Genomic DNA, 23,053 nt, shown 5'->3' with positions numbered 1-23,053 from the left:
GGTGTCACACGATTCGGAGCGCGGAGCAGCCGCCGTCGAATTCGCGATCCTGCTGCCCCTCCTCTTGATGCTGGTACTGGGAACCATTGAATTCGGGCGCGCCTACAACGCCCAGATCACGCTCACCAACGCAGCCCGCGACGGCGTCCGGGTCATGGCCATCGCCAACGACCCGGCCGGCGCCAAGACCGCCGCCCAGAACGCGGCGGCATCGGTCAGCACCGCCATTCCCACCACGGACATCACGCTCAGCACCACCGCGTGCAGCACCGGGAACCAAGTGACGCTGACCATCAACTACAACCTGTCCACAATCACCGGCATCGCGGGCCCGTTCCCGATGACGGGCAAGGGGGTCATGCTGTGCGGCGGCTGACCAGCGACCAGACAAGCAACGAACGCGGCGCCGTCTCAGTCATCGTTGCCATCCTCCTGGTGACCCTCCTCGGCTTCGTGGCGATCGCCGTCGACGTCGGCGTCATCTATTCGGAGCGCGCGCAGCTGCAAAGCGGTGCGGACGCCTCGGCCATCGCGATGGCACAGAAATGCGCCCGCGACGCCACAGACACAAACTGTTCGACGATGTCGGCGCTAGCAACAAGCCTGGCCAACCAGAATGCCCTGGACGGCATGAGCAAAGTGCACAGCATCCAGCTCGACAAGACGGCACGGACAGTCTCAGTTACCACTAGCGCGAAGGAAACAGGCGGACAAGACAACTCTGTCTCCCTCTTCTTCGCGGACGTCCTCGGCATCCCCACCAAGGAAGTCGGCGCCCAGTCCAAAGCCGCCTGGGGCAGCCCCAAGGCCGGCCGCACCGCTTTCCCCCTGGCCTTCTCCATCTGCCAGGTCAAGGACAACATCGGCGGCAGCCTCCAGCTCCTCCAGGAACACGGTAACAACGCCAACGAGGACTGCAACTACGGTCCCTCCGGGGCCGCGGTGGCCGGCGGCTTCGGCTGGCTGGCGCCGGACGCCGGCAAATGCGGCGGCAGCATCGACCTCGCCACCAGCGAGGGCGGCAGCGACACCGGCAACAACGCCCCGGGCCACTGCTCCACCGAACTCACCCACTGGGCAAGCGAAATCACGGCCGGACGGAAAATCATCGTCCTCCTGCCGGTCTTCAACAAGGTGGTCGGAACGGGTTCCGGCGCCGTTTACAGCCTGATCTCCTTCGCAGCCTTCGAAGTCACCGGCTGGAAGTTCAGCGGCAACAGCGGCCTCCCCTACGAGTTCCGCAGCGAAAAGTCGACGACGACGGGCGTCACCACCGCCACGGAGTGCAACGGCAACTGCCGCGGCATCATCGGCAAATTCGTCAAATACGTCTCCCTCGCCGACGGCTACACCCTCGGCCCCGTGGACGCCTACGGCGCCACCATCGCCCGCCTCACCCTCTGACCACACATCCAAACCACGGAGTAACACAGTGAAGTCTCGCCTGCTCGCCGGAACGGCCGCGGTCGCTTTGGCGCTCGTGGGAGCCCTCCTCATCATCTTCTACGCCAACGGCGCGGACCAGCGCGCCCTGGCCACCACCGAACCCGTCGACGTCCTGGTGGTCAAAACCGCCATCCCCGCCGGCACCCCCGTCAACGACATGGCAGCCTCGCTGGTCATCGAAAAGGTCCCCGCCGCCGGGAAGTCAGACACCGCCCTCAGCACCCTGGACAACAAGGCCGGAACCGTCAGCGCCGTGGACCTCGTCCCCGGCGAACAGCTCCTGGCCGAGCGGCTGGTCGCTCCGGAGGAAGCCAAAGAGAGCGGCGCCGTCGAGGTCCCCGCCGGTCTGCAGGAAGTCTCCTTCGAAGTGGAACCCAAGCGGGTAGTGGGCGGCCGCATCAACGTGGGTGACCACGTGGGCATCTCGCTCAACTTCGGGAACGGCGCCTACAAAGCGAAAGCCGAGGACGCCACTACCCAACTCACCCTCCGCAAAGTCCTGGTCACCGCCGTCCAGCGGGCCCCGCAGGCCGCGAGCGCCGAGAAGCCGGCCGATGGCTCGGACCCCGCAGACACCACCCTCCCGGAAGGATCACTGATGCTCACGGTCGCCGTCACGGACATCGACGCCGGCAAGATCATCTTCACCTCCATCAACGGCGAGCTCTGGCTCACCAAGGAACCCCTGGACGCCCAGGACAACGGACCGCGCGTCGAGCGCAAGGAAGTGGTGTACAAGTGAGCCGCTTCGTCCTCCTCTCCCCCAACGGCGACTTCGACCAGAAGCTGCGCGTCGCCGTCGCGCACGGCCTCCGCGGCAGCGTGCAGACCATCGCCTCGGACATCCTCCCTGCCGGTCCCGCCGAACTCTTCGCCCTCCTCAACCAGGAGCAGCCCGAAGTCCTGATCATCGGCCCGGACGTCCCCTACGAGGAGGCGCTCCGGTTCGCCAAGGTCTTCGACGTCCAGCTCCCCGGCCTCAGCCTGGTGCTGGTCAGCGACGTGGACCCGTCCTTTCTCCTCCACGCCATGCGCGCCGGCATCCGGGACATCCTCAGCCCCAACGCCGACGCCGCGGAAATCCGGGTACTCCTCGAACGCGCCTGCCAGTCCTTCGCCACCCGCCACCGCACCCCGAAAGCGCAAGGTGAGACCAACGGCAAGGGCCTGGTGATCGGCGTCTTCTCCCCCAAGGGCGGCGTGGGCAAGACCACCCTCGCCACCAACATCGCCATCGGCCTGGGCCAGATCGCGCCCATGAGCGTGGTGATCGTGGACCTGGACCTGCAGTTCGGCGACGTCGCCTCCGGCCTCTACCTCAACCCAGAGCACACGGTCACGGACGCCGTCACCCCCGCGGCCAGCCAGGACTCCCTGGTCCTCAAGGCCTTCCTCACGGTGCACCCGGCCGGAATCTACGCCCTGTGCGCGCCGCCCAACCCGGTGGACGCGGACCACATCACCCCGGAACAGATCACACGCCTGCTCGAGCAGCTGGCCCAGGAATTCCAGTACGTGGTCCTGGACACCGCCCCCGGCATGCCCGAAATCGGCCTCGCCGCCATGGAGCAGTGCACCGACGTTGTGTGGGTCAGCGCCATGGACATCCCCAGCCTCCGCGGCCTCCGGGGTGGCCTGGACGTCCTCCGCCAGCTGGACATCATGCCCGAATCCCGCCACGTGGTCCTGAACATGGCAGACGCCAAGGCCGGCCTCAACGTCCAGGACGTCGAATCCACCATCGGCGCGCCCGTGGATGTCAGCGTCCCCCGCTCCCGCGCCGTCGCCCTCTCCACCAACCGGGGCATCCCCGTCCTCCAGGAATCGAAGAAGGACCCCGCCGTCAAAAGCCTCCGCCAGCTGGTGGAGCGCTTCAACCCGGCGTGGCGTACCCAGACCCAGCGCAAGCTTCACCGAAGGGTGGTCATCTGATGAAACTCTCCGAGCGCATCAGCGCCGCTCAGGATCGCAACCAACCGTCCGGCGCGGCCACGGCCGTGCTTGAGCGGCCCCGCACCGCCGCCGCAGCCATCCCCTCCCCGCGCCCGACGGCGGAGGCGCACCTTTCCGAGCCAGCCGCCGTCGTGATTCCAACGCACGACGGCGGCACGCAGCAGGTGCCCAAGGCACCTGGCTTGGACGTCTTCGCCGCCATGAAGCTCCGGGCGGCCACGGCCCTTTTCGAACGGATGGGCACCCGCTTCAACGACGCGGCTGTCACCGAGCAGGAACTCCGGGCCACCGCCAAGGAGGAACTGTCCCGCATCATCGACGCCGAACAGGTCCCCCTCACGCCCGAGGAACGGACCCGCCTGGTGCGGGACGTCGCCGACGACGTCCTGGGGTACGGCCCGCTCCAGCGCCTGCTGGACGATCCTGCCGTCACCGAAATCATGGTCAACCGGATGGACCAGATCTATGTGGAGCGCAAGGGCAAGCTCACGCTCACCGAGTCCCGGTTCAGCTCCGAGGAACACCTGCGCAAGGTCATCGAACGCATCGTATCCAAGGTGGGCCGCCGCATCGACGAGTCATCCCCCCTGGTGGACGCCCGCCTCGAGGACGGCTCCCGCGTCAACGCCGTCATCCCGCCGCTGGCGGTTGGCGGGTCCTCGCTGACCATCCGTAAATTCAGCAAGGTTCCCCTGACGGTCCGCAACCTGATCGACTTTGGAACGCTGACGCCGGAGATGGCCGAGCTGCTGAACGCCTGCGTCAAGGCCAAGCTCAACATCATCGTTTCCGGCGGCACGGGCACGGGTAAGACCACCCTCCTCAATGTCCTGTCCTCCTTCCTTCCCGCGGACGAGCGGATTGTCACCATCGAGGACGCCGTGGAACTGCAGATCCAGCAGCAGCACGTGGTCCGCCTCGAAAGCAGGCCGCCGAACACCGAGGGCAAGGGCGAGGTGACCATCCGCGAGCTGCTCCGGAACTCGCTGCGTATGCGCCCCGACCGAATTGTGGTGGGCGAGGTCCGCGGCGGCGAATCGCTGGACATGCTGCAGGCCATGAACACCGGCCACGACGGGTCCCTCTCGACCGTGCACTCCAACTCGCCCCGCGACGCCGTGGCTCGACTCGAAACCCTGGTCCTGATGGCCGGCATGGACCTGCCGCTGCGCGCCATCCGGGAACAGATCGCGTCCGCGGTCAACCTCATCGTGCAGATCTCCCGTTTGCGGGACGGCTCCCGGCGCATCACCCACGTCACCGAAGTACAGGGAATGGAAGGAGACATCGTGACCCTCCAGGACGCGTTCGTTTTCGACTATTCCGCCGGGGTTGACGCCCACGGCCGGTTCCTCGGCAAGCCCGTGGCCACCGGCATCCGGCCGCGCTTCATCGACCGGTTCGAGGACCTGGGCATCCACGTTTCCCCCGGCGTGTTTGCCGGACCGCAGACTCCCGCTGCCCAAAACCAGACCGGAAGATAGGGCACCGCCGTGATCCTTGCTGCCGGAGCAGTCATCCTGCTGGTGGCCGTCTGCCTGCTGGGCGTTGCTGTGATCCTGCCGGGCGCCCCCTCGGTGCCGCTGGACCGCCGTCGTCCGTTTGAAGCCGAGCGGCCCTCCTCGATATCCCGCCTGGCGCTCTCCGCCGTCCGCTCTTTCGAACGGCCCCTGGCCGGACGCAACGTGAAGCTGTTCGCCCGCGCCGAGCTGGAGGACGCCGGGCTTCGCCTGAGTCAGGCCGAATTTTTCCTGCTGGTGGGCATCGGAGCCGGCATCGGAATGCTGGTGGGGACTGTCACCGTGGGACCGCTGGTGGGGCTGCTCCTGGCACTGCTGGCGCCTTTCGTCGGGAAACTGGTCCTCGGATTCCTGGCCGGGAAACGCCGGGCGGCGTTCGACGGCCAGCTCGGCGACACCCTGCAGCTGCTCTCCGGCGGTTTGCGCGCCGGGCACAGCATCCTGCGTGCCATCGACGCCGCCGCCACCGAGTCGCAGAAGCCGACGTCTGAGGAAATGCGCCGCGTCATCACGGAGACGAGCCTGGGCCGCGACCTGCTGGCAGCCCTCAACGACACCGCGGAGCGGATGAAGAACGAGGACTTTGTCTGGATCTCCCAGGCCATCCAGATCAACCGCGAAGTAGGCGGCAACCTGGCGGACGTCCTGGACCAGGTCAACGAAACCATCCGCGAGCGCGCGGAAATCAAGGGCCACATCAAAGCGCTGGCGGCGGAAGGCAAGTTCTCGGCCTACATCCTCATCGCCATGCCGTTCGGCATCGTGGCCATGCTCCTGTCCGTGAGCCCCAGCTATATGAACTCCATGTTCACCCATCCCCTGGGTTGGGCCATGATCGGGGCGTCCTTTGTCCTCATGACCATCGGCGCGCTGTGGATGCGCAAGATCATCGACCTGAAGTTCTGAGGACGCCATGAACCCGATTGTGCTTCTGTCCATCCTGCTGGTGTGTGTTCCCCTGGGTGTGCTGGCCTGGTCCGTGCTCACGGTGGACCGGCAGGGCCGGCTCGCCGTCAACGAACTCCTGTCCCGCGGCGCCGCCCCGATCAGCGTTGCCCCCGCAGGTAAGCCGGGGTTGCTGGAAGGCGTGGGCCGGCGCCTCACTCCCCCTGCGTACGTGGCATTCCTGGACCGCCTGCTCTCCCTTGCGGGCCGGCCGGCGTCCATGCCGCTGGGCAAAGTCCTGGGCTCAAAGCTCGCCCTTGGGCTCACGGGCGCCGGGCTGGGGTTCTACCTGACCGCCATCGGCAGTACCCCGCTCATGAAGCTGGCCGGGCTCTTCGTGCTGTTCCTGGGCTACTTCATCCCGGACCTCCTGCTCTACAGCAAGGGCCTGGAGCGCCAGAAGGTCATCCAGCTGGAACTGGCCAACACCCTTGACCAGATGCTCATCTCGGTGGAGGCGGGCCTGGGCTTCGAAGGTGCAATGGCACGCGCCGGCGAAAACGGGAAGGGCCCGCTGGCCGAGGAGCTGGTGCGCACGCTGCAGGACATGCAGGTGGGCCGCAGCCGCCGGGAGTCCTACATCGCGCTGGCCGAACGGACCAATATTCCGGAGCTGCGCAGTTTTGTGCAGGCCGTGGTCCAGGCGGACACGTACGGCATCGCCATCAGCCGGGTGCTCCGGGTCCAGGCAAAGGTCATGCGCGTCAAGCGGCGGCAACGTGCCGAGGAAAAGGCCATGAAACTGCCCGTCATGATCCTTTTCCCGCTGCTCTTCTTCATTTTCCCGGTCCTCTTCATCGCCATTCTGGGACCGGCCGTTGTTAATACCGTGATGACGTTCAGTGGCCAATAAGGCCGCAGGACCGGCTGAAGGATCGCTCAAGGTTGTCAAAGGATCACCCCAAACAGCACAATTCGAGAAATTCAGGAAGTAGCCTTGAACAATGCACAGTCCAGCTCCCGGCTCCAGCGACGAGGCGGCACCTGCGGCCTTCGAGCCCGGGATCATGCCAGCCGGCCTCGCCGCATCCTCACAGGAAGCGGCCGGGCTCTTGCCGCTCGTTGACGCGGCCGTCCTGGAGGAGCTGGAGGACGAGCTGGCCGGCTCGGGGCTCGCCCAGCGCTTTGCCCGTGACTACGCGGCCATGTGGCACCAGCGGTACTCCCGCCTGGCGGCAGCGGTGCACAGCCAGGACAGCGCCTCCGCCCTGGACGCCGCCATCAGCCTGAAGATCAGCTCCACCATGGTTGGTGGGATGCGGCTGGCCAAGCTGGCCGAGCTGCTCGAAGCAGTGATCCGCCAGGGTGATTTCGGCAAGGGCCAGATGCTGATGGAAAGGGTGGCCCAGGACGGTGGCCAGACCATTTCCGAGCTTCAGGCCACCTATATCCTGGAAAACGACTAATCCTTCCCTACCGCTCGTGCGGGCGGCCCGGAGCCAGCCGGTACCCCACCCCGCGCACCGTCTGCAGCCACCGCGGTGACAGCTGGTCCTCCTTGAGTTTCCGGCGCAGGTTGCCGATGTGGACTTCGACGGCGCGCTCGTCCGCTTCGCTGATGTACGTGTCTTCGTCGTAGAACTCGCCGCGTACCGCCCTTACCAGGTCGGCCCGGGTGCATACCGCCCCGCCGCCGCGCAGCAGCACGTGCAGCAGGTCGAACTCGCTGCGGGTGAGCGCCAGCGGCTCCCCCTGGACTTCCACGGTCCGCGTCCGGTGGTTCAAAACCAGCCCGTTGTGCTGCAGGACGGCGGTATCGTGCTGGCGCGGCGCGGCCGCAGCGGGGGCAGCCGGAGCAGCCGGCCACATGGCCTGTGCCGGTTTGTGCCCGCCGGTTTCATGGCGGGGCCGGCGCATCATCGCCGCCACCCTTGCCCGCAGTTCCCGTGGCCGGAATGGCTTCGCGATGTAGTCGTCCGCGCCGGCATTGAGCGCGGACAGCAGGTCCGGCTCCTCGGTCCTGCCGGTCAGCATCACCACATACGCATTGCTGAAATGCCGGATCCTCCGAAGGACTTCAAACCCGTCAATATCAGGCAGGCCGATATCCAGTGTCACCACGTTCGCCTGCTTGCTGCGGACCACTTCAACCCCGGCCCGCCCGTCAACCGCTGTATGAACCTCGAAGCCGGCCTGGCTCAAAACCCCTTCGAGGAGGTTCCGAACGTCAGCGTCGTCCTCGATGACTACAGCCACACCAAGATCGTCGTCCATGTACTATCCCTGAGCCAGGCGGACATGACCCCCCATCGGCCCAGCGCCAATGCCATATCCGCTCCAACTCTTTATACGCTACAAGCAAGCCGCTTTAATGACATCTGTTTCAACTTTGCATTTGAAAAGTCAATTATTATGACAAGGATGTGGATTACGAGCCGGAAAGGATGCGCCACGTTGCCCAGAAGGAATTCGGAGGCACAAGCGGCGGCAGTTCGTGTGATGATCCACGCTGCCCATAGCAGCCGGTGTCATGGCTGAGCGGCTTTTTCCGCGTGGGCCTGCCCGCTTCTTCCAGGCGCTCGGGCCGCGGTCGCAGGTTGCCCTCTGCCAGCTTCCCCTGACCTTGATCGTGGCGGCACTGGCCGTTGCCACACCGTTCGCGTGGCCGGAGCTTTTGCACAGTCCGCTGTACCTGGGCGGCATTGTCCTGCACGCGGTCCTGATCCTGGCCTGCTTCCTGGTCCCGTGGGAGCGGCTGGCGCACCGCCCGTACCTGCTGATCCCCATCCTGGACTTCGTGGCGATCGGCCTGCTGCGCAACGGGGCAGCGCCCCTGCTCCCCGGCCTTGCAGTCCTGGCGGTCTTCCCGGTGATCTGGCTCTCGGCCTCCGGAATGCTGACCCGCAGCAGCCTGGTCCTCAGCTTCGCGGGCCCGTTTTTCATCATGCTCCCGTCCGTGGCCGGAAAAATTCCCAACCTCACGGCCTCGGACATCACCACCGTGTTCCTCTTCCCGCTCATGATGCTCTCCGTGTCGCTGGCCATCAGGTTTGCGAGTGTCCATCTGCGCATGCAGCAGCGGGAGCTGGCGGAAAAGGACCGGGAGCTCCGGAAGCTGCTGGGCGAAAGCCGGGAACGGGAAAAGCTGCTGCAGACGGTACTGGACGCCACCGACGTCGGCATCGTCGCCGTCGATGCCGCCGGGAACCATCTCCTGATCAACGACCGGCAACGCCGGTTCCGGGAGATCGCCAGCGGACCGGAGGACCGCGACGAAGCACAGCAGGCCATCTTCGCCCTGGACAAACAGACCGCCCTGCCCGAGGACAAGCGCCCCGTCAGGCGGGCCGTGCACGGCGAGTCCTTTGCTGACTACCTCATCTGGATCGGCGAGGGCACCGACCAGCGGGCCATCTCCACTGCCGCCCGGCAGCTCGCCGGCGATGACGGCAGCCCCAGCGGCGCCGTCGTCGTGTTCAGTGACGTGACCGGCCTGGTGGAGGCGCTGGCCGCGAATGAGGAACTGGTGTCCAACGTTTCCCACGAATTCCGAAGCCCGCTGAATTCGATCATCGGCAACGTGGACATGGTGCTCGACGACGCGGCGGACCTCCCGCCGCACGTGGCCCGGCGGCTGATGGTGGTGCAGCGGAATTCGGAACGGCTGCTGGCGCTGGTTTCCGACCTGACGGCGTCAGCATCAGCTGCCCTGAACGTCCACCCGAAGCGGACGGACCTGGCGGGCCTCGTGGAAACGAGCGTGGGCTCCGCACAGGCACAGGCCGAGCGGGCGCACATCGAGCTCACCGCGGACGTTCCATCCCCTCTTTGGGCCTACGCCGATCCGCTGAGGATCGGGCAGGCGCTGGACAACCTGGTGTCCAATGCCATCAAGTATTCCCCCGACGGCGGGAAGGTCAGCATCAGTGCCAGCACCGGCAACGACTGGATCCAGCTGAGCGTCAGCGACACCGGGATGGGGATGACCACCGAGGACGCCGCCCGGGTGTTCAAGCGGTTCTACCGCACCGAGGCCGCCCGGAAAGCGGCCATCTCCGGCGCCGGGCTGGGGCTGTCCATCACCAAACTTATCGTGGAGCGGCACGGCGGCACCATCACGTGCCAAAGCGGCCACGGCGAAGGCAGCACCTTCACCCTGACCCTGCCCGCGGACGAACCTCCGCCGTCGTTCTAGCGGTGGTTGGGTTTCGACATGCTCAACCACCGGTGGTTGAGCCTGTCGAAACCCAACCACAGGGGTCAGGTCTCCCGCAGGGCCCTTGTCAGCTCGGCGCGGGCCAGCAGCTCGTCGTCGGACGGGTAGGCCACTTCCTCCAGGACCAGCGGATGCGGCGCGGCGAGCACGGACTTTGCGTCGCGCTTCTTCGCCAGCAGCCGCTCATGCAGCCAGCCCGGTTCCACAACGCCCTCCCCCACGTACAGGGCAGAGCCGATGAGGGCGCGCACCATGTTGTGGCAGAACGCGTCGGCCTGCACGGTGGCGACGATGACGCCGTCCTCCGCACGCGTGAACTCGAAGCGCTGCAGCTCGCGGATGGTGGTGGCCCCCTCGCGAGGCTTGCAAAAGGCGAGGAAGTTCTGGAGCCCCAGCAGCTTGGAGGCACCTTCGTTGAGCAGGGACACGTCCAGCGGGTTCTTGTGCCACAGGGTGGAGTAGCGGCCCAGCGGGTCCCAGAGGGCGGGGCCGTCGGCGATCCGGTAGCTGTAGCGCCGCCAGAGGGCCGAGAAGCGGGCGTCGAAGCCGGGAGGCGCCAGCGAGATCCGATGCACCTCGACGGCCCCGGTGAGGTCGCCGAGGATGCGGCTCAGTGCCCCGCGGATCCTGCGGAGCATGGCGACGGCGGGATCGAGTTCGTGCCCGCGCGGAAGTCCCAGCCACTCGGCTTCGGTGAGGTCCAGGTGGACCACCTGCCCGCGTGCGTGCACGCCGGCGTCGGTCCGCCCGGCAACGGTGACGCGGACGGGGCGGCGGACCAGGAGCTGCAGCGCTTCCTCCAGGACGCCCTGGACTGTCCGCAGGCCCGGCTGCAATGCCCACCCGCTGAAGGGGCCGCCGTCGTAGGACAAATCAAGCCGGACACGCAAAAACCCGCCGCCCCCCAAAACGGGGGCCGCGGGTTTTTGGTCGTTCATAGACTTAAGTCTATGCGAAGAAAATCAGCGAATTACTTCGCGTCCTTTTCCTCGGCAGCGGGAGCTTCAGCAGCTTCCTCAGCGGCCGGAGCCTCTTCGGTGGCAGCTTCTTCAGTCGCAGTTTCTTCAGCGGCGGGAGCCTCAGCAGCTTCGGTCTCGGCGACCTCGGCCTCGGGAGCTTCCTCGGCAGCCGGAGCAGCCTTGGCAGCAGCCTGGGTAGCCTCGGCGACTACGGCCTGCTTGGCGGAAACCGGCTCGAGAACCAGTTCGATGACAGCCATGGGAGCGTTGTCGCCCTTGCGGTTGCCGATCTTGGTGATGCGGGTGTAGCCGCCATCGCGGTTCTCCACTGCCTGGGCAATGTCGGTGAACAGCTCGTGGACGACGCCCTTGTTGCTGATCAGGCCCAGGACGCGGCGGCGGGAAGCCAGGTCGCCGCGCTTGGCGAAGGTCACCAGTCGCTCTGCGTACGGCTTCAGGCGCTTGGCCTTGGTCACCGTGGTGGTGATCCGCTTGTGCTCGAACAGGGATGCTGCCAGGTTCGCGAGCATGAGGCGCTCGTGAGCCGGGCCGCCTCCGAGGCGCGGACCCTTAGTGGGGGTAGGCATAATTGTTTCTCCTCATGTGGAAGCCGTGGACCGCACACCATGGTGCAGCCCGCCGGCCAAGGTCTGGTTTAGAGTTCGTCGTCGCCGAAGGCGGCGTCGTCCTCTTCGATTGCTGCGGCGCGTGCTGCGAGGTCAAAACCGGGAGGCGAGTCCTTGAGGGACAGGCCCAGTTCAACCAGCTTTGCCTTGACCTCGTCAATGGACTTTGCACCGAAGTTGCGGATGTCCATCAGGTCAGCCTCGGAGCGTGCAACGAGTTCACCCACGGTGTGGATGCCCTCACGCTTGAGGCAGTTGTAGGAACGGACGGTGAGGTCCAGATCCTCGATCGGCAGTGCCATGTCGGCTGCCAGGGCAGCGTCGGTGGGCGACGGGCCGATCTCGATACCTTCAGCTGCGGTGTTCAGCTCACGGGCCAGACCGAACAGTTCCACCAGGGTGGTGCCTGCGGAAGCGACGGCATCGCGCGGGGCGATGGCCTGCTTGGTCTCGACGTCGACAATCAGCTTGTCGAAGTCGGTGCGCTGCTCAACACGGGTTGCTTCCACGCGGAAAGTAACCTTCAGCACCGGCGAGTAGATGGAGTCGACCGGGATACGGCCGATCTCTGCGTCGCCGGACTTGTTCTGAGCTGCCGAAACGTAGCCGCGGCCGCGCTCGATGGTCAGTTCGAGTTCGAACTTGCCCTTCGAGTTCAGCGTGGCAATGTGCAGATCCGGGTTGTGGAATTCGACGCCGGCCGGCGGAGCGATGTCCGCGGCGGTGACGACTCCGGGGCCCTGCTTGCGCAGGTAAGCGACAACCGGCTCGTCGTGCTCGGAGGAAACCGAGAGGCTCTTGATGTTCAGGATGATCTCAGTGACATCTTCCTTGACACCCGGAACCGTGGTGAACTCGTGCAGCACGCCATCGATCCGGATGCTGGTTACGGCAGCACCGGGGATGGAGGAGAGCAGGGTACGGCGGAGGGAGTTTCCGAGGGTGTAGCCGAAGCCCGGTTCCAGCGGTTCAATGATGAAACGCGAACGGTTTTCGGAGACTACCTCTTCGGAGAGGGTGGGGCGCTGTGCAATGAGCACTTAGGTTTCCTTTCGGCGAGCATCCGCTATATGACGCAACACAGGTGGTGGAAATTCGGTCTGAAGACTTAACGCGCTGGGCTTGCCCGGACCATCGACGGTCCGGGCAAGCTCATGCGGCGGGAAAGCCTTAGACGCGGCGGCGCTTCGGCGGGCGGCAGCCGTTGTGCGCTGCGGGGGTGACGTCCTGGATGGAGCCAACCTCGAGGCCAGCGGCCTGCAGCGAACGGATTGCCGTCTCGCGTCCGGAACCCGGACCCTTGACGAAAACGTCTACCTTGCGCATGCCGTGCTCCTGCGCACGCTTGGCAGCGGCTTCAGCAGCCATCTGGGCAGCGAACGGGGTGGACTTACGCGAGCCCTTGAAGCCAACCTCACCTGAGGAAGCCCAAGAGATAACAGCGCCGGTCGGATCCGTGATGGAAACGATGGTGTTGTTAAAAGTGCTCTTGATGTGCGCTTGGCCAAGCGCGATATTCTTCTTGTCCTTCTTACGCGGCTTGCGAACCGCGCCACGAGTCTTCGGGGGCATTTTTTCTCCTACAGAAAGTTATTGGGGAAAGCTCCGTTAATCCCGGCGGGGATTTTAACGGGCCTTCTTCTTGCCGGCGACGGTACGCTTCGGGCCCTTGCGGGTACGCGCGTTGGTCTTCGTACGCTGACCGCGTACGGGCAGGCCCTTGCGGTGGCGCAGGCCTTCGTAGCTGCCGATTTCAACCTTGCGGCGGATGTCAGCTGCTACTTCGCGGCGAAGGTCACCCTCAACCTTGTAGTTGCCTTCAATGTAGTCACGCAGCTCAACCAGCTGGGCATCGGTGAGGTCCTTAACACGGACGTCAGCGCTGATGCCAGTGGCAGCCAGGGTTTCGTGTGCACGGGTCTTGCCCACGCCGTAGATGTAAGTAAGCGCAATTTCCAGCCGCTTTTCGCGGGGAATGTCTACGCCAGCGAGACGAGCCATAGTGGCAGTACTCCTTGATAAACCGGAGGTCGTAGGCAGTACACCCGCACGTTCTGTGCGGCCCCAGCCTCCGACCGGGGGTTAGCTGCCCGGGCTCCATACGTCCCAGATCAGCTTGTGCTGCCTTTATTTACTTGCGTGGGTTAGCAACCCAGGATTTCCCGATGAAGGGAATTAGCCCTGGCGCTGCTTGTGGCGCGGGTTCTCGCAGATCACCATGACCCGGCCATTACGGCGGATCACTTTGCACTTTTCGCAGATCTGCTTGACGCTCGGCTTGACCTTCATGGCATTCCTTTGCGTGTAACAGTTGGTCAACTGGAGCGACAGCAGCTCGCGCTGAAGCCGCCCAGCAATTTACTTGTAGCGGTAGACGATACGACCACGGGTGAGGTCGTACGGGCTCAGCTCCACCACTACGCGGTCCTCGGGGAGGATCCTGATGTAGTGCTGACGCATCTTTCCAGAGATGTGTGCCAGAACGATGTGCTTGTTGGTGAGCTCAACGCGAAACATCGCATTAGGCAGCGCCTCGGTCACAACGCCTTCGATCTCAATGACCCCGTCCTTCTTGGCCATACCCTCCGCTAACTGTTGTTGCCGCAGCCCTGCCGGATTGCACCGCGCATGGCCACGAACGTTTTTGTTGGATCGATTGCCGGCTCCAGGCCCAAAGAGGGCGCGGCAGTCCAGACAACCAACAAACAACACTACTCTGTCTCGCCGTAAAAGTTAAATCGGCAATAGTAACCTACTCGGCACCGTACACACCATAATCCCCGGCCGGAGTGCTGACGGGTTCGGCGCTGGCCACGCCGTCCAAAATGGCCAAGCGGACGACGTCGGCTGCCGCGCTTTGCAGCGTGATGAGACTGATCTGCCGGGCGGTTTCGTCGCTGCGGTCGAGTGCCAAGCCGCCCGTTGCCAGGCAGAAGACGGTGTCCCCGTCAGCGAGGGTGTGGCTTGGATTCAGCGCCCTGGCGATCCCGGCGTGTGAAGCAGCGGCAGTCCGTTTGCACTCCGCCACGTCCAGAACGGCATTAGTCGCGACCACAACAAGGGTTGTGTTCAGCGGCGCCGGACCGTTGAGCTTGTCCTCCCGGTGATTGAGCTTGTCCTCCCGGTGATTGAGCTTGTCGAAATCCAGCGTTTTGGCAGGCTCAACCACCGGACCGGGGTTAACTATCGGTAGCCCCAAGGCATTAACGACTGCTAGCGCCGCAACCACAACTCCACTGTCGAGGGTGACGGACGCCGTGCCTACTCCGCCTTTGAAGGTCCTGCCAAGAAGCGCCCCGGTGCCGGCGCCCACGTTGCCGCGTCCGACGTCATGCCCTTCCTTCTCCCCCGCAGCCGCCGCCGTAGCCGCGTAGCCCATCTCCGGCGTCGGACGTGCGGAGAAGTCGCCGCCGCGGCCCAGGTCGAAGATCGCTGCTGCCGGGACGATGGGCACCACTCCCCCGGGTACGGCGAAGCCACGGCCGTTTTCCTCGCACCACCGTTGGACGCCGCCGGCGGAGGTGAGGCCATAAGCACTGCCTCCGGTCAGCACCACGGCGTCCACAACGCTGACAAGGCTGGTGGGATCCAGCGCATCGGTCTCGTGCGTGGCGGGCCCGCCGCCCTGGACATCAACTGAGCCCACAGTGCCCGGCGGCGGCAGGACCACCGTCACTCCGGTGAGCCAGCCGGCGTCGTTCCGTTGGACATGGCCAACCCGGATACCGGGCACATCAGTGAGAGATCCCATGCGCCCATTCTGCCCCGCACCACCCGAGCGCCCAGCCGCGACAGCACCGCATTGTTTAACCTATTGAATATCGATAGAATTCGACTGTTGCCCGATAAAGGAGAAGTTCATGGGAAAGCTAACGGTCCTGGCGCTGCGCATCGTCATTGCGCTGGTCCTCGCCGGTTCACTGTTCGTGCAGGTATGGATGGTGCCGCTGTTGTCCATTGACATGGAGGAAGCGGGCGCACCCACCGGCCCGCGCATCGCGCTGCTGGCGATTGTGGTCCTGGGCATCGTCTGCGTGCAGGTCACGGCGGTGTGCGTCTGGCGGCTGCTGACCATGGTGCGGAAGGGGACGGTCTTCTCCCACGGCGCGTTCCGCTACGTTGACGTGATCTTCGGCGCCATTGCGGTGGTATCGCTGCTGATGTTCGGGATCGCCGTGCTGCTGGCTCCGGGAGAGGTGGCGCCTGGCGTCGTCCTGCTGATCTGCGGCGCCTCGCTCATGATTGCCGGTGTGGCACTGATCGTGCTGGTGCTCCGGACGCTGCTGGCGCAGGCGGTGGCCCGTGACGCCGAGGCCAAGCACCTGCGGTCCGAGCTGGACGAGGTGATCTGATGGCGATCATCGTGGATATCGATGTGGCGCTGGCCAAACGGAAGATGCCTGTCGGCGTGCTCGCAGAGCGCGTGGGAATCACGCCGGCGAACCTGGCGGTGCTTAAGAACGGGCGGGCCAAGGCGGTGCGGTTCACCACACTCGAGGCCCTGTGCGAGGTGCTGGAGTGCCAGCCCGGCGACCTGCTGCGGTGGGTGCCGGACGGCTCTGCGGAAGACTAAGAGGGCCTTCCCCAACTAGGTCGCAGTAGTTGTCGTTTTGGCGCGCCATAACGACAACTACTGCTACTTACATGGGCTAGGGGATGGGCACAGGGGTGACGCCGAGCGGCACAAGGTGCTCCGCTCCGCCGTCGGGCGCTGAAAGCACCCAGATGCCCTTCTCATGGACGGCCACGGAATGCTCCCACTGGCAGGACCGCTTGCCGTCGGTAGTCACCACGGTCCAGTCGTCCTCCAGCACGGCGGTCTCAATGCCGCCGCGCACCAGCATGGGCTCGATCGCGAGGCAAAGGCCGGGCTTGATCTTGGGCCCGCGGTGGTTGGTGCGGTAGTTCAGGACGTCCGGCGCCATGTGCATTTCGGAGCCGATGCCGTGGCCCACGTAGTCCTCGAGGATGCCCAGTGGTTTCCCGGGGACGGACGAGACGTAGTCGTCGATAGCCGCGCCGATGTCGCCCACGTGTGTGCCTGTGGCCAGCGCCGCGATCCCCCGCCACATGGCGGCGTTGGTGACGTCCGAGAGCCGCTGGTCCTCGGAATCGGCGGTTCCCACAATGACGGTCCGCGCCGAATCGGAGTGCCAGCCGTCCACGATGGCACCGCCGTCGATCGAGATGATGTCGCCGTCCTGCAGCACGCGGCTGCCCGGGATGCCGTGCACCACCTCGTCGTTGACGGACGTGCAGATGCTGGCCGGGAACCCGTGGTACCCGAGGAAGTTGGACTTCGCGCCGGCTTCGTTCAGGACGGCGGCGAACACGTCGTCGAGGTGCTTGGTGGTCACACCGGGCACCGCGGCGGCAACAGCAGCGTCCAGGGCACGGCTCAGGACCAGTCCTGCCTCGTGCATGGTGCGCATCTGGGCGTTGTTTTTGTATTCGATGCGGGGCTGGCCAAAGGCCATGGTGTGTTCCTTTCAAATGGCTGAGGCTCCTCCCGTGTACCGGGAGGAGCCTCGGAAATCAGTGCCTGGATCAGGCCGCCTGTGCCGCCTTGATGGCCTGCATCACGCGGTCGGTCACTTCATCGATCGGGCCGATGCCGTCAACCTGGGTGAGGATGCCGCGCTCGGCATACTTCGCCACCACGGCTTCGGTCTGCTCGTGGTACAGGTCAAGGCGGTGGCGGATGACGGCTTCGTTGTCGTCGCTCCGGCCCGTTTCCTTGGCCCGGCCGAGGAGGCGGTGCACCAGCTCCTCATCGTCGGCAGTCAGCTGCAGGACGACGTCGAGCTTCTCGTCGCCCTTGGCGAGGATCTCGTCGAGGTAATCCACCTGCGCTGTGGTGCGCGGGTAGCCGTCCAGCAGGAAGCCGCTTTCGACGTCGGCCTCGCTGAGGCGGTCGCGCACCATCTTGTTGGTGACGCTGTCCGGAACAAAGTCGCCCGCATCCATGTACTTCTTGGCTTCAATGCCAAGCGGCGTTTCGCCCTTTACATTGGCGCGGAAGATGTCGCCGGTGGAGATCGCAACAACGCCGAGGCGCTCCGAGATCCTTTCCGCCTGCGTACCCTTGCCCGAACCGGGAGGTCCAATAATCAGCATTCTCGTCATCGCAAAAGCCCTTCGTAGTGACGTTGTTGTAGCTGCGCATCAATTTGCTTGACGGTCTCCAGGCCAACGCCCACCATGATCAGGATCGAGGTGCCACCGAACGGGAAGTTCTGGTTTGCGTTGATCAGTACCAGTGCCACCAGCGGAATCAGTGCCACGAAGCCCAGGTAGAGGGCGCCGGGCAGGGTGATCCGGGAGAGCACGTACTGCAGGTAGTCAGCGGTCGGTTTACCGGCGCGGATACCTGGAATGAAGCCGCCGTACTTCTTCATGTTGTCGGACACTTCTTCAGGGTTGAAGGTGATCGCGACATAGAAGTAGGTGAAGAACACGATCATGGCGAAGTACAGGACCATGTAGATCGGTTGGTCGCCGCGGACCAGGTTGTTGTTGATCCATTCGACCCACGGCTGGAGCTGCTCACCGGCGGCGGGCTGGTTGAACTGTGCAATCAGGCCGGGCAGGTAGAGCATGGAGGAAGCGAAGATCACCGGGATAACACCGGCCATGTTCACCTTGATGGGGATGTAGGTGCTGGTTCCACCCACGGTGCGGCGTCCGATCATCCGCTTGGCGTACTGCACCGGAACACGGCGCTGTGACTGCTCCACGAAGACCACCAGTGCCACGGTCAGCAGGCCGACGGCCAGGACGGTGAAGAACGTTGCCGGTCCCTGCGAGCTCCAGATGGCGCCGAGGGAGGTGGGGAACGTCGCTGCGATGGAGGTGAAGATGAGCAGGGACATGCCGTTGCCCACGCCCTTCTCCGTGACGAGCTCGCCCATCCACATGATCAGGCCGGTGCCGGCCGTCAGGGTGATGATGATCAGGATGGTGGTGATGACACTGTCGTCAGGGATGATCGGGAGCGCACAGCCGGGAAGCAGCTGCCCGGAGCGGGCCAGGGACACCAGCGTGGTGGCATTCAGCAGGCCCAGGGCAATGGTGAGGTACCGGGTGTACTGGGTCAGTTTGGACTGGCCCGAAGCGCCCTCTTCGTACAGCTGCTGAAAGCGGGGAATGACCACCCGGAGCAGCTGGACGATGATGCTGGCCGTGATGTACGGCATGATGCCCAGGGCGAAGATGGACACCTGGAGCAACGCGCCGCCGCTGAACAGGTTAACGAGCTGGTAGAGCCCGCCTGCCGTCTGACCGTTCTGCAAGCATTGCTGGACATTCTGGTAGTCCACACCAGGCGAGGGAATGAAAGCACCCAAGCGGAAGATGGTGATGATTCCCAGCGTGAACAACAACTTGCGTCGCAGATCAGGCGTGCGAAAGGCCCGGCCAAATGCGCTAAGCAAGCGTCCTCCTGTGGTGTTTATAAGAGTGGTGTGATGGGGCTCAATAATCCCAACAACCGAGTCTAACGGTTGGATGCGCCATGCGAACAATCCGCGGCGGCGCCCGTGCGCCCGGTGGCGGGAAAAATACGTCGGGTGGATGTGAAAAACTCCCGGTGACCAGGGCCTTGGCCCCGGTCACCGGGAGTTCAACAACGGGCTTGGCGCCCACCGGCTCTAGAGAGCGGTGGTGCTTCCGCCTGCTGCAGCAATCTTTTCAGCGGCGCTGGCCGAGAATGCGTGGGCGGTGACGTCAACCTTGACGGTGATGTCGCCGGTACCCAGCACCTTGACGGGCTGGTTCTTGCGAACGGCACCCTTTTCGACCAGGTTCTCCACGGTGACTGCGCCACCTTCCGGGAACAGCTCGTTGAGCTTGTCCAGGTTTACAACCTGGAACTCAACCCGGAACGGGTTCTTGAAGCCGCGCAGCTTCGGCAGGCGCATGTGCAGCGGCAGCTGGCCGCCGGCAAAGCCAGCCTTGACCTGGTAGCGGGCTGCAGTACCCTTGGTGCCACGACCGGCGGTCTTACCCTTGGATGCCTCACCACGACCAACACGGGTCTTGGCGGTCTTGGCACCCGGAGCGGGACGCAGGTGGTGAACCTTCAGGGCGTTCTGCTTGTCAGCAGCGGCGCTCTGTGCCTTGTCAGCAGTGTTCTCTGCCATTTACTTCGCCTCCTCTACCTTTACCAGGTGCGGAACCGTGTTGAGCATTCCGACGGTGACGGCGTCGGCGGTGCGGACAACGGTGTGTCCGATCCGCTTCAGGCCGAGGGACCGCAGGGTGTCGCGCTGGTTCTGCTTGCCGCCAATGGCGGACTTGATCTGAGTGATCTCCAACTGGGTGTCGGAGGGGATCAGGTTCTTAGCCATAACTTAGACACCTGCCTTCGGGTTCAGGAGGGCCTTCACCAGTGCCGGCGGAGCGATCTCGTCGAGGGGCAGGCCGCGGCGTGCTGCCACTGCTGCCGGCTCTTCGAGGCGCTTCAGGGCATCAACGGTCGCGTGAACGATGTTGATGGCGTTGGAGGAACCGAGCGACTTGGAGAGGATGTCGTGGATGCCCACGCACTCCAGTACTGCACGGACCGGGCCACCGGCGATAACACCGGTACCGGCGGAGGCCGGACGCAGCATTACGACGCCTGCAGCAGCCTCACCCTGAACGCGGTGCGGGATGGTGTTGCCAACGCGGGGAACGCGGAAGAAGGACTTCTTGGCCTCTTCAACGCCCTTCGCGATTGCGGCAGGAACTTCCTTAGCCTTGCCGTAGCCAACGCCGACCATGCCGTTGCCGTCACCGACGACGACCAGAGCGGTGAAGCTGAAGCGACGACCACCCTTGACCACCTTGGAAACGCGGTTGATGGTGACGACGCGCTCTACGAACTGGCTCTTCTCGGCTTCACGGCCGCCGTCGCGGCCGCCACGGCCACCACGCTCGCCGCGGCCCTGGCCACGGTCGCCACGCTCGCCGCGACGAGCGCCGCCACGGCGGTCGTCACCAGCTGCGGGGGCAGTGGTCTCAGTGGCCGGAGCAGCTACGGCTTCAGTCGCCTTCTGATCTGCAGACACAGTGTCCTTTTCCTTGTTTGCTTCCGTCACAGTGACAGCCCACCTTCACGTGCACCGTCAGCGACGGCGGCGATCCGGCCGTGGTACTTGTTACCACCGCGGTCGAAGACAACAGCTTCGATACCGGCAGCCTTGGCACGCTCGGCGACGAGCTCGCCAACGCGCTTGGCCTTGGCAGTCTTGTCACCGTCGAATGCACGAAGGTCGGCTTCCAGAGTGGACGCGCTCGCTACGGTCAGGCCCTTGGTGTCATCGACAACCTGGACGAATACGTGGCGTGCGGAGCGGTTGACGACCAGACGAGGACGTACAGCCGTACCGGAGATGCGCTTACGGATACGAAGCTGGCGGCGGCTGCGCGAAGCAGACTTGCTCTTGTTCGTACGCTTCTTGTTAATTGAGATGGCCATGGTTACTTACCAGCCTTTCCGACCTTGCGGCGGATGACTTCGCCGGCGTAACGGATGCCCTTGCCCTTGTAGGGGTCCGGCTTCCGCAGCTTGCGAATGTTGGCAGCAACCTCGCCGACCTGCTGCTTGTTGATACCTGAAACAGAGAGCTTGGTCGGGGTCTCAACTGCAAAGGTGATGCCCTCCGGTGCGGAGACGTTGACCGGGTGGCTGAAACCGAGAGCGAACTCAAGGTCAGATCCCTTGGCCTGAACGCGGTAACCGGTACCGACGATTTCAAGCTTCTTCTCGTAGCCCTTGGTGACGCCCTCGATCATGTTGGAGATCAGGGTGCGGGTCAGGCCGTGGAGAGAGCGGGATGCGCGCTCGTCGTTCGGGCGGGCGACGGTCAGGGTGTCTGCTTCCAGGGAAACCTCGATCGGGCTGGCCACAGTGTGGTTCAGCTCGCCTTTGGCACCCTTGACGCTGACGACAGAGCCGTCAACCTTGACCTCAACGCCGGCAGGAACGGTGATGGGGAGACGTCCAATACGTGACATTATTCTCTTCCTTTCCCGTTACCAGACGTACGCGAGGACTTCGCCGCCCACGCCCTTCTTGCCGGCCTGCTTGTCAGTCAGGAGGCCGGAAGAGGTGGACAGGATTGCGACACCCAGGCCACCGAGCACGTGCGGCAGGTTGGTGGACTTTGCGTAAACACGCAGGCCCGGCTTGGAGATACGGCGAACGCCAGCGATGGAACGCTCGCGGTTCGGTCCGAACTTGAGCTCGATGGTCAGCTTCTTGCCGACCTCCGCGTCTTCTTCCTTCCAGCCGGCGATGAAGCCTTCGGCCTTGAGGATGTCGGCGACGCGTGCCTTGAGCTTGCTGTACGGCATGGACACGGTGTCGTGGTATGCCGAGTTTGCGTTGCGCAGACGCGTGAGCATGTCTGCGACAGGATCTGTCATTGTCATTGTGGGCTCTTGCCCTTCCTCATAACGGTTTCCGCGGTGCCGCTTCCACAGGTGGGAGCCGTACCGCCGGACCTTTTACGTAGTTAGATTAGTCTTCGGCCTTGAACGGGAAGCCAAGCGCCTTCAGCAGCGCGCGGCCTTCGTCATCGGTCTTTGCAGTGGTAACAACCGTGATATCCATACCGCGGGTGCGGTCGATCTTGTCCTGGTCGATTTCGTGGAACATAACCTGCTCGGTCAGACCGAAGGTGTAGTTGCCGTTGCCATCGAACTGCTTGCCGGACAGGCCGCGGAAGTCGCGGATACGGGGCAGTGCGAGGGTGACCAGGCGGTCCAGGAATTCCCACATGCGGTCGCCACGCAGGGTAGCGTGTGCACCGATGGGCATGCCTTCGCGCAGCTTGAACTGTGCGATCGACTTGCGGGCCTTGGTTACCTGCGGCTTCTGGCCGGTGATCTGGGTCAGATCGCGGACAGCGCCGTCGATCAGCTTGGAGTCCTTGGCGGCATCTCCAACACCCATGTTCACAACGACCTTCACGAGGCGCGGAACCTGGTTGACGTTTTCGTACTTGAATTCCTCAATGAGCGTGCTCTTGATGGATTCGGCGTACTTGGTCTTCAGACGAGGAACGATCTTCGTTGCCGGAGTCTCGAGAGTCTCAGTCATTAGATGTCCTTCCCTGAGCTCTTGGCCACGCGGATGCGGACTTCGCGCTGCTTGCCGTTGCGCTCAACGGTCTCAGTGCGGAAGCCAACGCGGGTGGGCTTCTTGGTGGACGGGTCAACCAGTGCCACGTTGGAGATGTGGATCGGGGCTTCAACAACCTCGATGCCACCAGTCTTGGTGCCGCGCTGCGACTGACCGACCTTGGTGTGCTTGGTTACGCGGTTGATGCCTTCGACCAACACTCGGTTGGTGTCGGTGAACACGCGCAGGACCTTGCCCTGCTTGCCGCGGTCGCCGCCGCGCTCAGCCTTGGCGCCAGTGATGACCTGAACGAGGTCACCCTTCTTGATCTTTGCAGCCAT

Annotated in this window: 31 protein-coding genes; 11 read left to right on the top strand and 20 right to left on the bottom strand. The window is 64.3% G+C overall.

The features are described from left to right. The first annotated feature begins 1 nt into the window (after position 1). From B5520_RS08905 to B5520_RS08870, 8 genes are all read left to right on the top strand, one after another. A complete protein-coding gene (locus tag B5520_RS08905; protein WP_104443463.1) occupies positions 2-376 on the top strand; it encodes a TadE/TadG family type IV pilus assembly protein in 375 nt (124 codons plus the stop codon). Beyond that, the gene (locus B5520_RS08900; RefSeq protein WP_079596694.1) at positions 364-1,404 is read left to right on the top strand and encodes a pilus assembly protein TadG-related protein; all 1,041 of its coding nucleotides are present in this window, start codon (positions 364-366) and stop codon (positions 1,402-1,404) included. Before B5520_RS08905 ends, B5520_RS08900 begins: the two co-directional genes overlap by 13 nt. A gap of 28 nt (positions 1,405-1,432) precedes the next feature. Further along, on the top strand, positions 1,433-2,188 hold the full coding sequence (locus B5520_RS08895) for a Flp pilus assembly protein CpaB (RefSeq protein WP_079596693.1): 756 nt from the start codon (positions 1,433-1,435) through the stop codon (positions 2,186-2,188). Then, the gene (locus B5520_RS08890; RefSeq protein ID WP_079596692.1) at positions 2,185-3,378 is read left to right on the top strand and encodes an AAA family ATPase; all 1,194 of its coding nucleotides are present in this window, start codon (positions 2,185-2,187) and stop codon (positions 3,376-3,378) included. The genes B5520_RS08895 and B5520_RS08890 overlap by 4 nt, the downstream gene beginning before the upstream one ends. Continuing rightward, positions 3,378-4,883 (top strand): CpaF family protein, encoded by a 1,506-nt coding sequence (locus tag B5520_RS08885; RefSeq protein WP_079596691.1) that lies wholly within the window; start codon positions 3,378-3,380, stop codon positions 4,881-4,883. The genes B5520_RS08890 and B5520_RS08885 overlap by 1 nt, the downstream gene beginning before the upstream one ends. 9 nt (positions 4,884-4,892) lie before the next feature. Further along, positions 4,893-5,825 carry a type II secretion system F family protein gene (locus tag B5520_RS08880; RefSeq protein WP_079596690.1) on the top strand — a complete coding sequence of 311 codons (933 nt, stop codon included), beginning with the start codon at positions 4,893-4,895 and terminating at the stop codon, positions 5,823-5,825. 7 nt (positions 5,826-5,832) lie between these two features. Beyond that, positions 5,833-6,717, top strand: coding sequence for a type II secretion system F family protein (locus tag B5520_RS08875; protein WP_079596689.1), 885 nt, complete (start codon positions 5,833-5,835; stop codon positions 6,715-6,717). A 91-nt stretch (positions 6,718-6,808) separates the two neighbouring features. Beyond that, complete coding sequence (locus B5520_RS08870) at positions 6,809-7,270, top strand: Hpt domain-containing protein (RefSeq protein ID WP_079596688.1); 462 nt, start codon at positions 6,809-6,811, stop codon at positions 7,268-7,270. Positions 7,271-7,277: 7 nt separating this feature from the next. Here B5520_RS08870 and B5520_RS08865 read toward each other — a convergent pair whose 3' ends face one another. Then, positions 7,278-8,078, bottom strand: a complete 801-nt coding sequence (locus tag B5520_RS08865; protein WP_079596687.1) for a response regulator transcription factor — start codon at positions 8,076-8,078, stop codon at positions 7,278-7,280. Positions 8,079-8,334: 256 nt separating this feature from the next. Between B5520_RS08865 and B5520_RS08860 the strand changes: the two genes are divergently transcribed. Continuing rightward, positions 8,335-9,999: a sensor histidine kinase gene (locus B5520_RS08860; protein WP_079596686.1), complete on the top strand. Its 1,665-nt coding sequence runs from the start codon at positions 8,335-8,337 to the stop codon at positions 9,997-9,999. A gap of 65 nt (positions 10,000-10,064) precedes the next feature. On the opposite strand, the gene B5520_RS08855 is transcribed toward B5520_RS08860, so the two are convergent. The 8 genes from B5520_RS08855 to B5520_RS08820 all read right to left on the bottom strand — a co-directional run bounded on the left by B5520_RS08855 (position 10,065) and on the right by B5520_RS08820 (position 15,356). After that, positions 10,065-10,958 (bottom strand): tRNA pseudouridine synthase A, encoded by an 894-nt coding sequence (locus B5520_RS08855; protein ID WP_176156823.1) that lies wholly within the window; start codon positions 10,956-10,958, stop codon positions 10,065-10,067. A 32-nt stretch (positions 10,959-10,990) separates the two neighbouring features. Beyond that, positions 10,991-11,566: a 50S ribosomal protein L17 gene (gene rplQ / locus B5520_RS08850; protein WP_079596685.1), complete on the bottom strand. Its 576-nt coding sequence runs from the start codon at positions 11,564-11,566 to the stop codon at positions 10,991-10,993. Positions 11,567-11,634: 68 nt separating this feature from the next. Beyond that, the gene (locus tag B5520_RS08845; RefSeq protein ID WP_013601812.1) at positions 11,635-12,645 is read right to left on the bottom strand and encodes a DNA-directed RNA polymerase subunit alpha; all 1,011 of its coding nucleotides are present in this window, start codon (positions 12,643-12,645) and stop codon (positions 11,635-11,637) included. A gap of 130 nt (positions 12,646-12,775) precedes the next feature. Further along, positions 12,776-13,177 (bottom strand): 30S ribosomal protein S11, encoded by a 402-nt coding sequence (rpsK, locus tag B5520_RS08840; protein WP_009358720.1) that lies wholly within the window; start codon positions 13,175-13,177, stop codon positions 12,776-12,778. A 54-nt stretch (positions 13,178-13,231) separates the two neighbouring features. Then, complete coding sequence (gene rpsM, locus B5520_RS08835; protein ID WP_003803743.1) at positions 13,232-13,606, bottom strand: 30S ribosomal protein S13; 375 nt, start codon at positions 13,604-13,606, stop codon at positions 13,232-13,234. A 174-nt stretch (positions 13,607-13,780) separates the two neighbouring features. Further along, positions 13,781-13,894 carry a 50S ribosomal protein L36 gene (gene rpmJ / locus B5520_RS08830; protein WP_009358722.1) on the bottom strand — a complete coding sequence of 38 codons (114 nt, stop codon included), beginning with the start codon at positions 13,892-13,894 and terminating at the stop codon, positions 13,781-13,783. Positions 13,895-13,963: 69 nt separating this feature from the next. Continuing rightward, a complete protein-coding gene (gene infA, locus B5520_RS08825) occupies positions 13,964-14,185 on the bottom strand; it encodes a translation initiation factor IF-1 (protein WP_009358723.1) in 222 nt (73 codons plus the stop codon). A 172-nt stretch (positions 14,186-14,357) separates the two neighbouring features. Beyond that, complete coding sequence (locus tag B5520_RS08820; RefSeq protein ID WP_079596684.1) at positions 14,358-15,356, bottom strand: P1 family peptidase; 999 nt, start codon at positions 15,354-15,356, stop codon at positions 14,358-14,360. Positions 15,357-15,465: 109 nt separating this feature from the next. Between B5520_RS08820 and B5520_RS08815 the strand changes: the two genes are divergently transcribed. Beyond that, the gene (locus tag B5520_RS08815; RefSeq protein WP_079596683.1) at positions 15,466-15,957 is read left to right on the top strand and encodes a DUF2975 domain-containing protein; all 492 of its coding nucleotides are present in this window, start codon (positions 15,466-15,468) and stop codon (positions 15,955-15,957) included. Beyond that, positions 15,957-16,178 (top strand): helix-turn-helix domain-containing protein, encoded by a 222-nt coding sequence (locus B5520_RS08810; RefSeq protein ID WP_079596682.1) that lies wholly within the window; start codon positions 15,957-15,959, stop codon positions 16,176-16,178. The genes B5520_RS08815 and B5520_RS08810 overlap by 1 nt, the downstream gene beginning before the upstream one ends. A 76-nt stretch (positions 16,179-16,254) precedes the next feature. Here the strand turns inward: B5520_RS08810 and map are convergent, their stop codons facing one another. The 11 genes from map to rplX all read right to left on the bottom strand — a co-directional run bounded on the left by map (position 16,255) and on the right by rplX (position 23,053). Further along, entirely contained in the window at positions 16,255-17,082 is an 828-nt protein-coding gene (gene map, locus B5520_RS08805; RefSeq protein WP_079596681.1) for a type I methionyl aminopeptidase, read from the bottom strand. 70 nt (positions 17,083-17,152) lie between these two features. Further along, the gene (locus tag B5520_RS08800; RefSeq protein ID WP_176156829.1) at positions 17,153-17,722 is read right to left on the bottom strand and encodes an adenylate kinase; all 570 of its coding nucleotides are present in this window, start codon (positions 17,720-17,722) and stop codon (positions 17,153-17,155) included. A 5-nt stretch (positions 17,723-17,727) separates the two neighbouring features. Continuing rightward, positions 17,728-19,038 (bottom strand): preprotein translocase subunit SecY, encoded by a 1,311-nt coding sequence (gene secY, locus B5520_RS08795; RefSeq protein ID WP_079596679.1) that lies wholly within the window; start codon positions 19,036-19,038, stop codon positions 17,728-17,730. A gap of 216 nt (positions 19,039-19,254) precedes the next feature. Next, on the bottom strand, positions 19,255-19,746 hold the full coding sequence (gene rplO, locus B5520_RS08790) for a 50S ribosomal protein L15 (protein WP_079596678.1): 492 nt from the start codon (positions 19,744-19,746) through the stop codon (positions 19,255-19,257). Then, positions 19,747-19,953, bottom strand: coding sequence for a 50S ribosomal protein L30 (gene rpmD, locus B5520_RS08785; protein WP_028269574.1), 207 nt, complete (start codon positions 19,951-19,953; stop codon positions 19,747-19,749). 3 nt (positions 19,954-19,956) lie between these two features. After that, positions 19,957-20,685, bottom strand: coding sequence for a 30S ribosomal protein S5 (gene rpsE / locus B5520_RS08780; protein ID WP_079596677.1), 729 nt, complete (start codon positions 20,683-20,685; stop codon positions 19,957-19,959). Further along, a complete protein-coding gene (gene rplR / locus B5520_RS08775; protein ID WP_079596676.1) occupies positions 20,682-21,065 on the bottom strand; it encodes a 50S ribosomal protein L18 in 384 nt (127 codons plus the stop codon). The genes rpsE and rplR overlap by 4 nt, the downstream gene beginning before the upstream one ends. Positions 21,066-21,067: 2 nt before the next feature. Beyond that, on the bottom strand, positions 21,068-21,604 hold the full coding sequence (gene rplF / locus B5520_RS08770; protein WP_079596675.1) for a 50S ribosomal protein L6: 537 nt from the start codon (positions 21,602-21,604) through the stop codon (positions 21,068-21,070). Between the two features lie 18 nt (positions 21,605-21,622). Further along, the gene (gene rpsH, locus B5520_RS08765; RefSeq protein WP_079596674.1) at positions 21,623-22,021 is read right to left on the bottom strand and encodes a 30S ribosomal protein S8; all 399 of its coding nucleotides are present in this window, start codon (positions 22,019-22,021) and stop codon (positions 21,623-21,625) included. Between the two features lie 88 nt (positions 22,022-22,109). After that, positions 22,110-22,691, bottom strand: coding sequence for a 50S ribosomal protein L5 (gene rplE / locus B5520_RS08760; protein WP_050054317.1), 582 nt, complete (start codon positions 22,689-22,691; stop codon positions 22,110-22,112). Next, positions 22,691-23,053, bottom strand: a complete 363-nt coding sequence (gene rplX, locus B5520_RS08755; protein WP_013601824.1) for a 50S ribosomal protein L24 — start codon at positions 23,051-23,053, stop codon at positions 22,691-22,693. The genes rplE and rplX overlap by 1 nt, the downstream gene beginning before the upstream one ends.

The sequence above is a fragment of the Arthrobacter sp. P2b genome (assembly GCF_900168295.1).
Taxonomy (GTDB): Bacteria; Actinomycetota; Actinomycetes; order Actinomycetales; family Micrococcaceae; genus Arthrobacter.
This window is presented reverse-complemented; position numbering and strand designations above follow the sequence as displayed.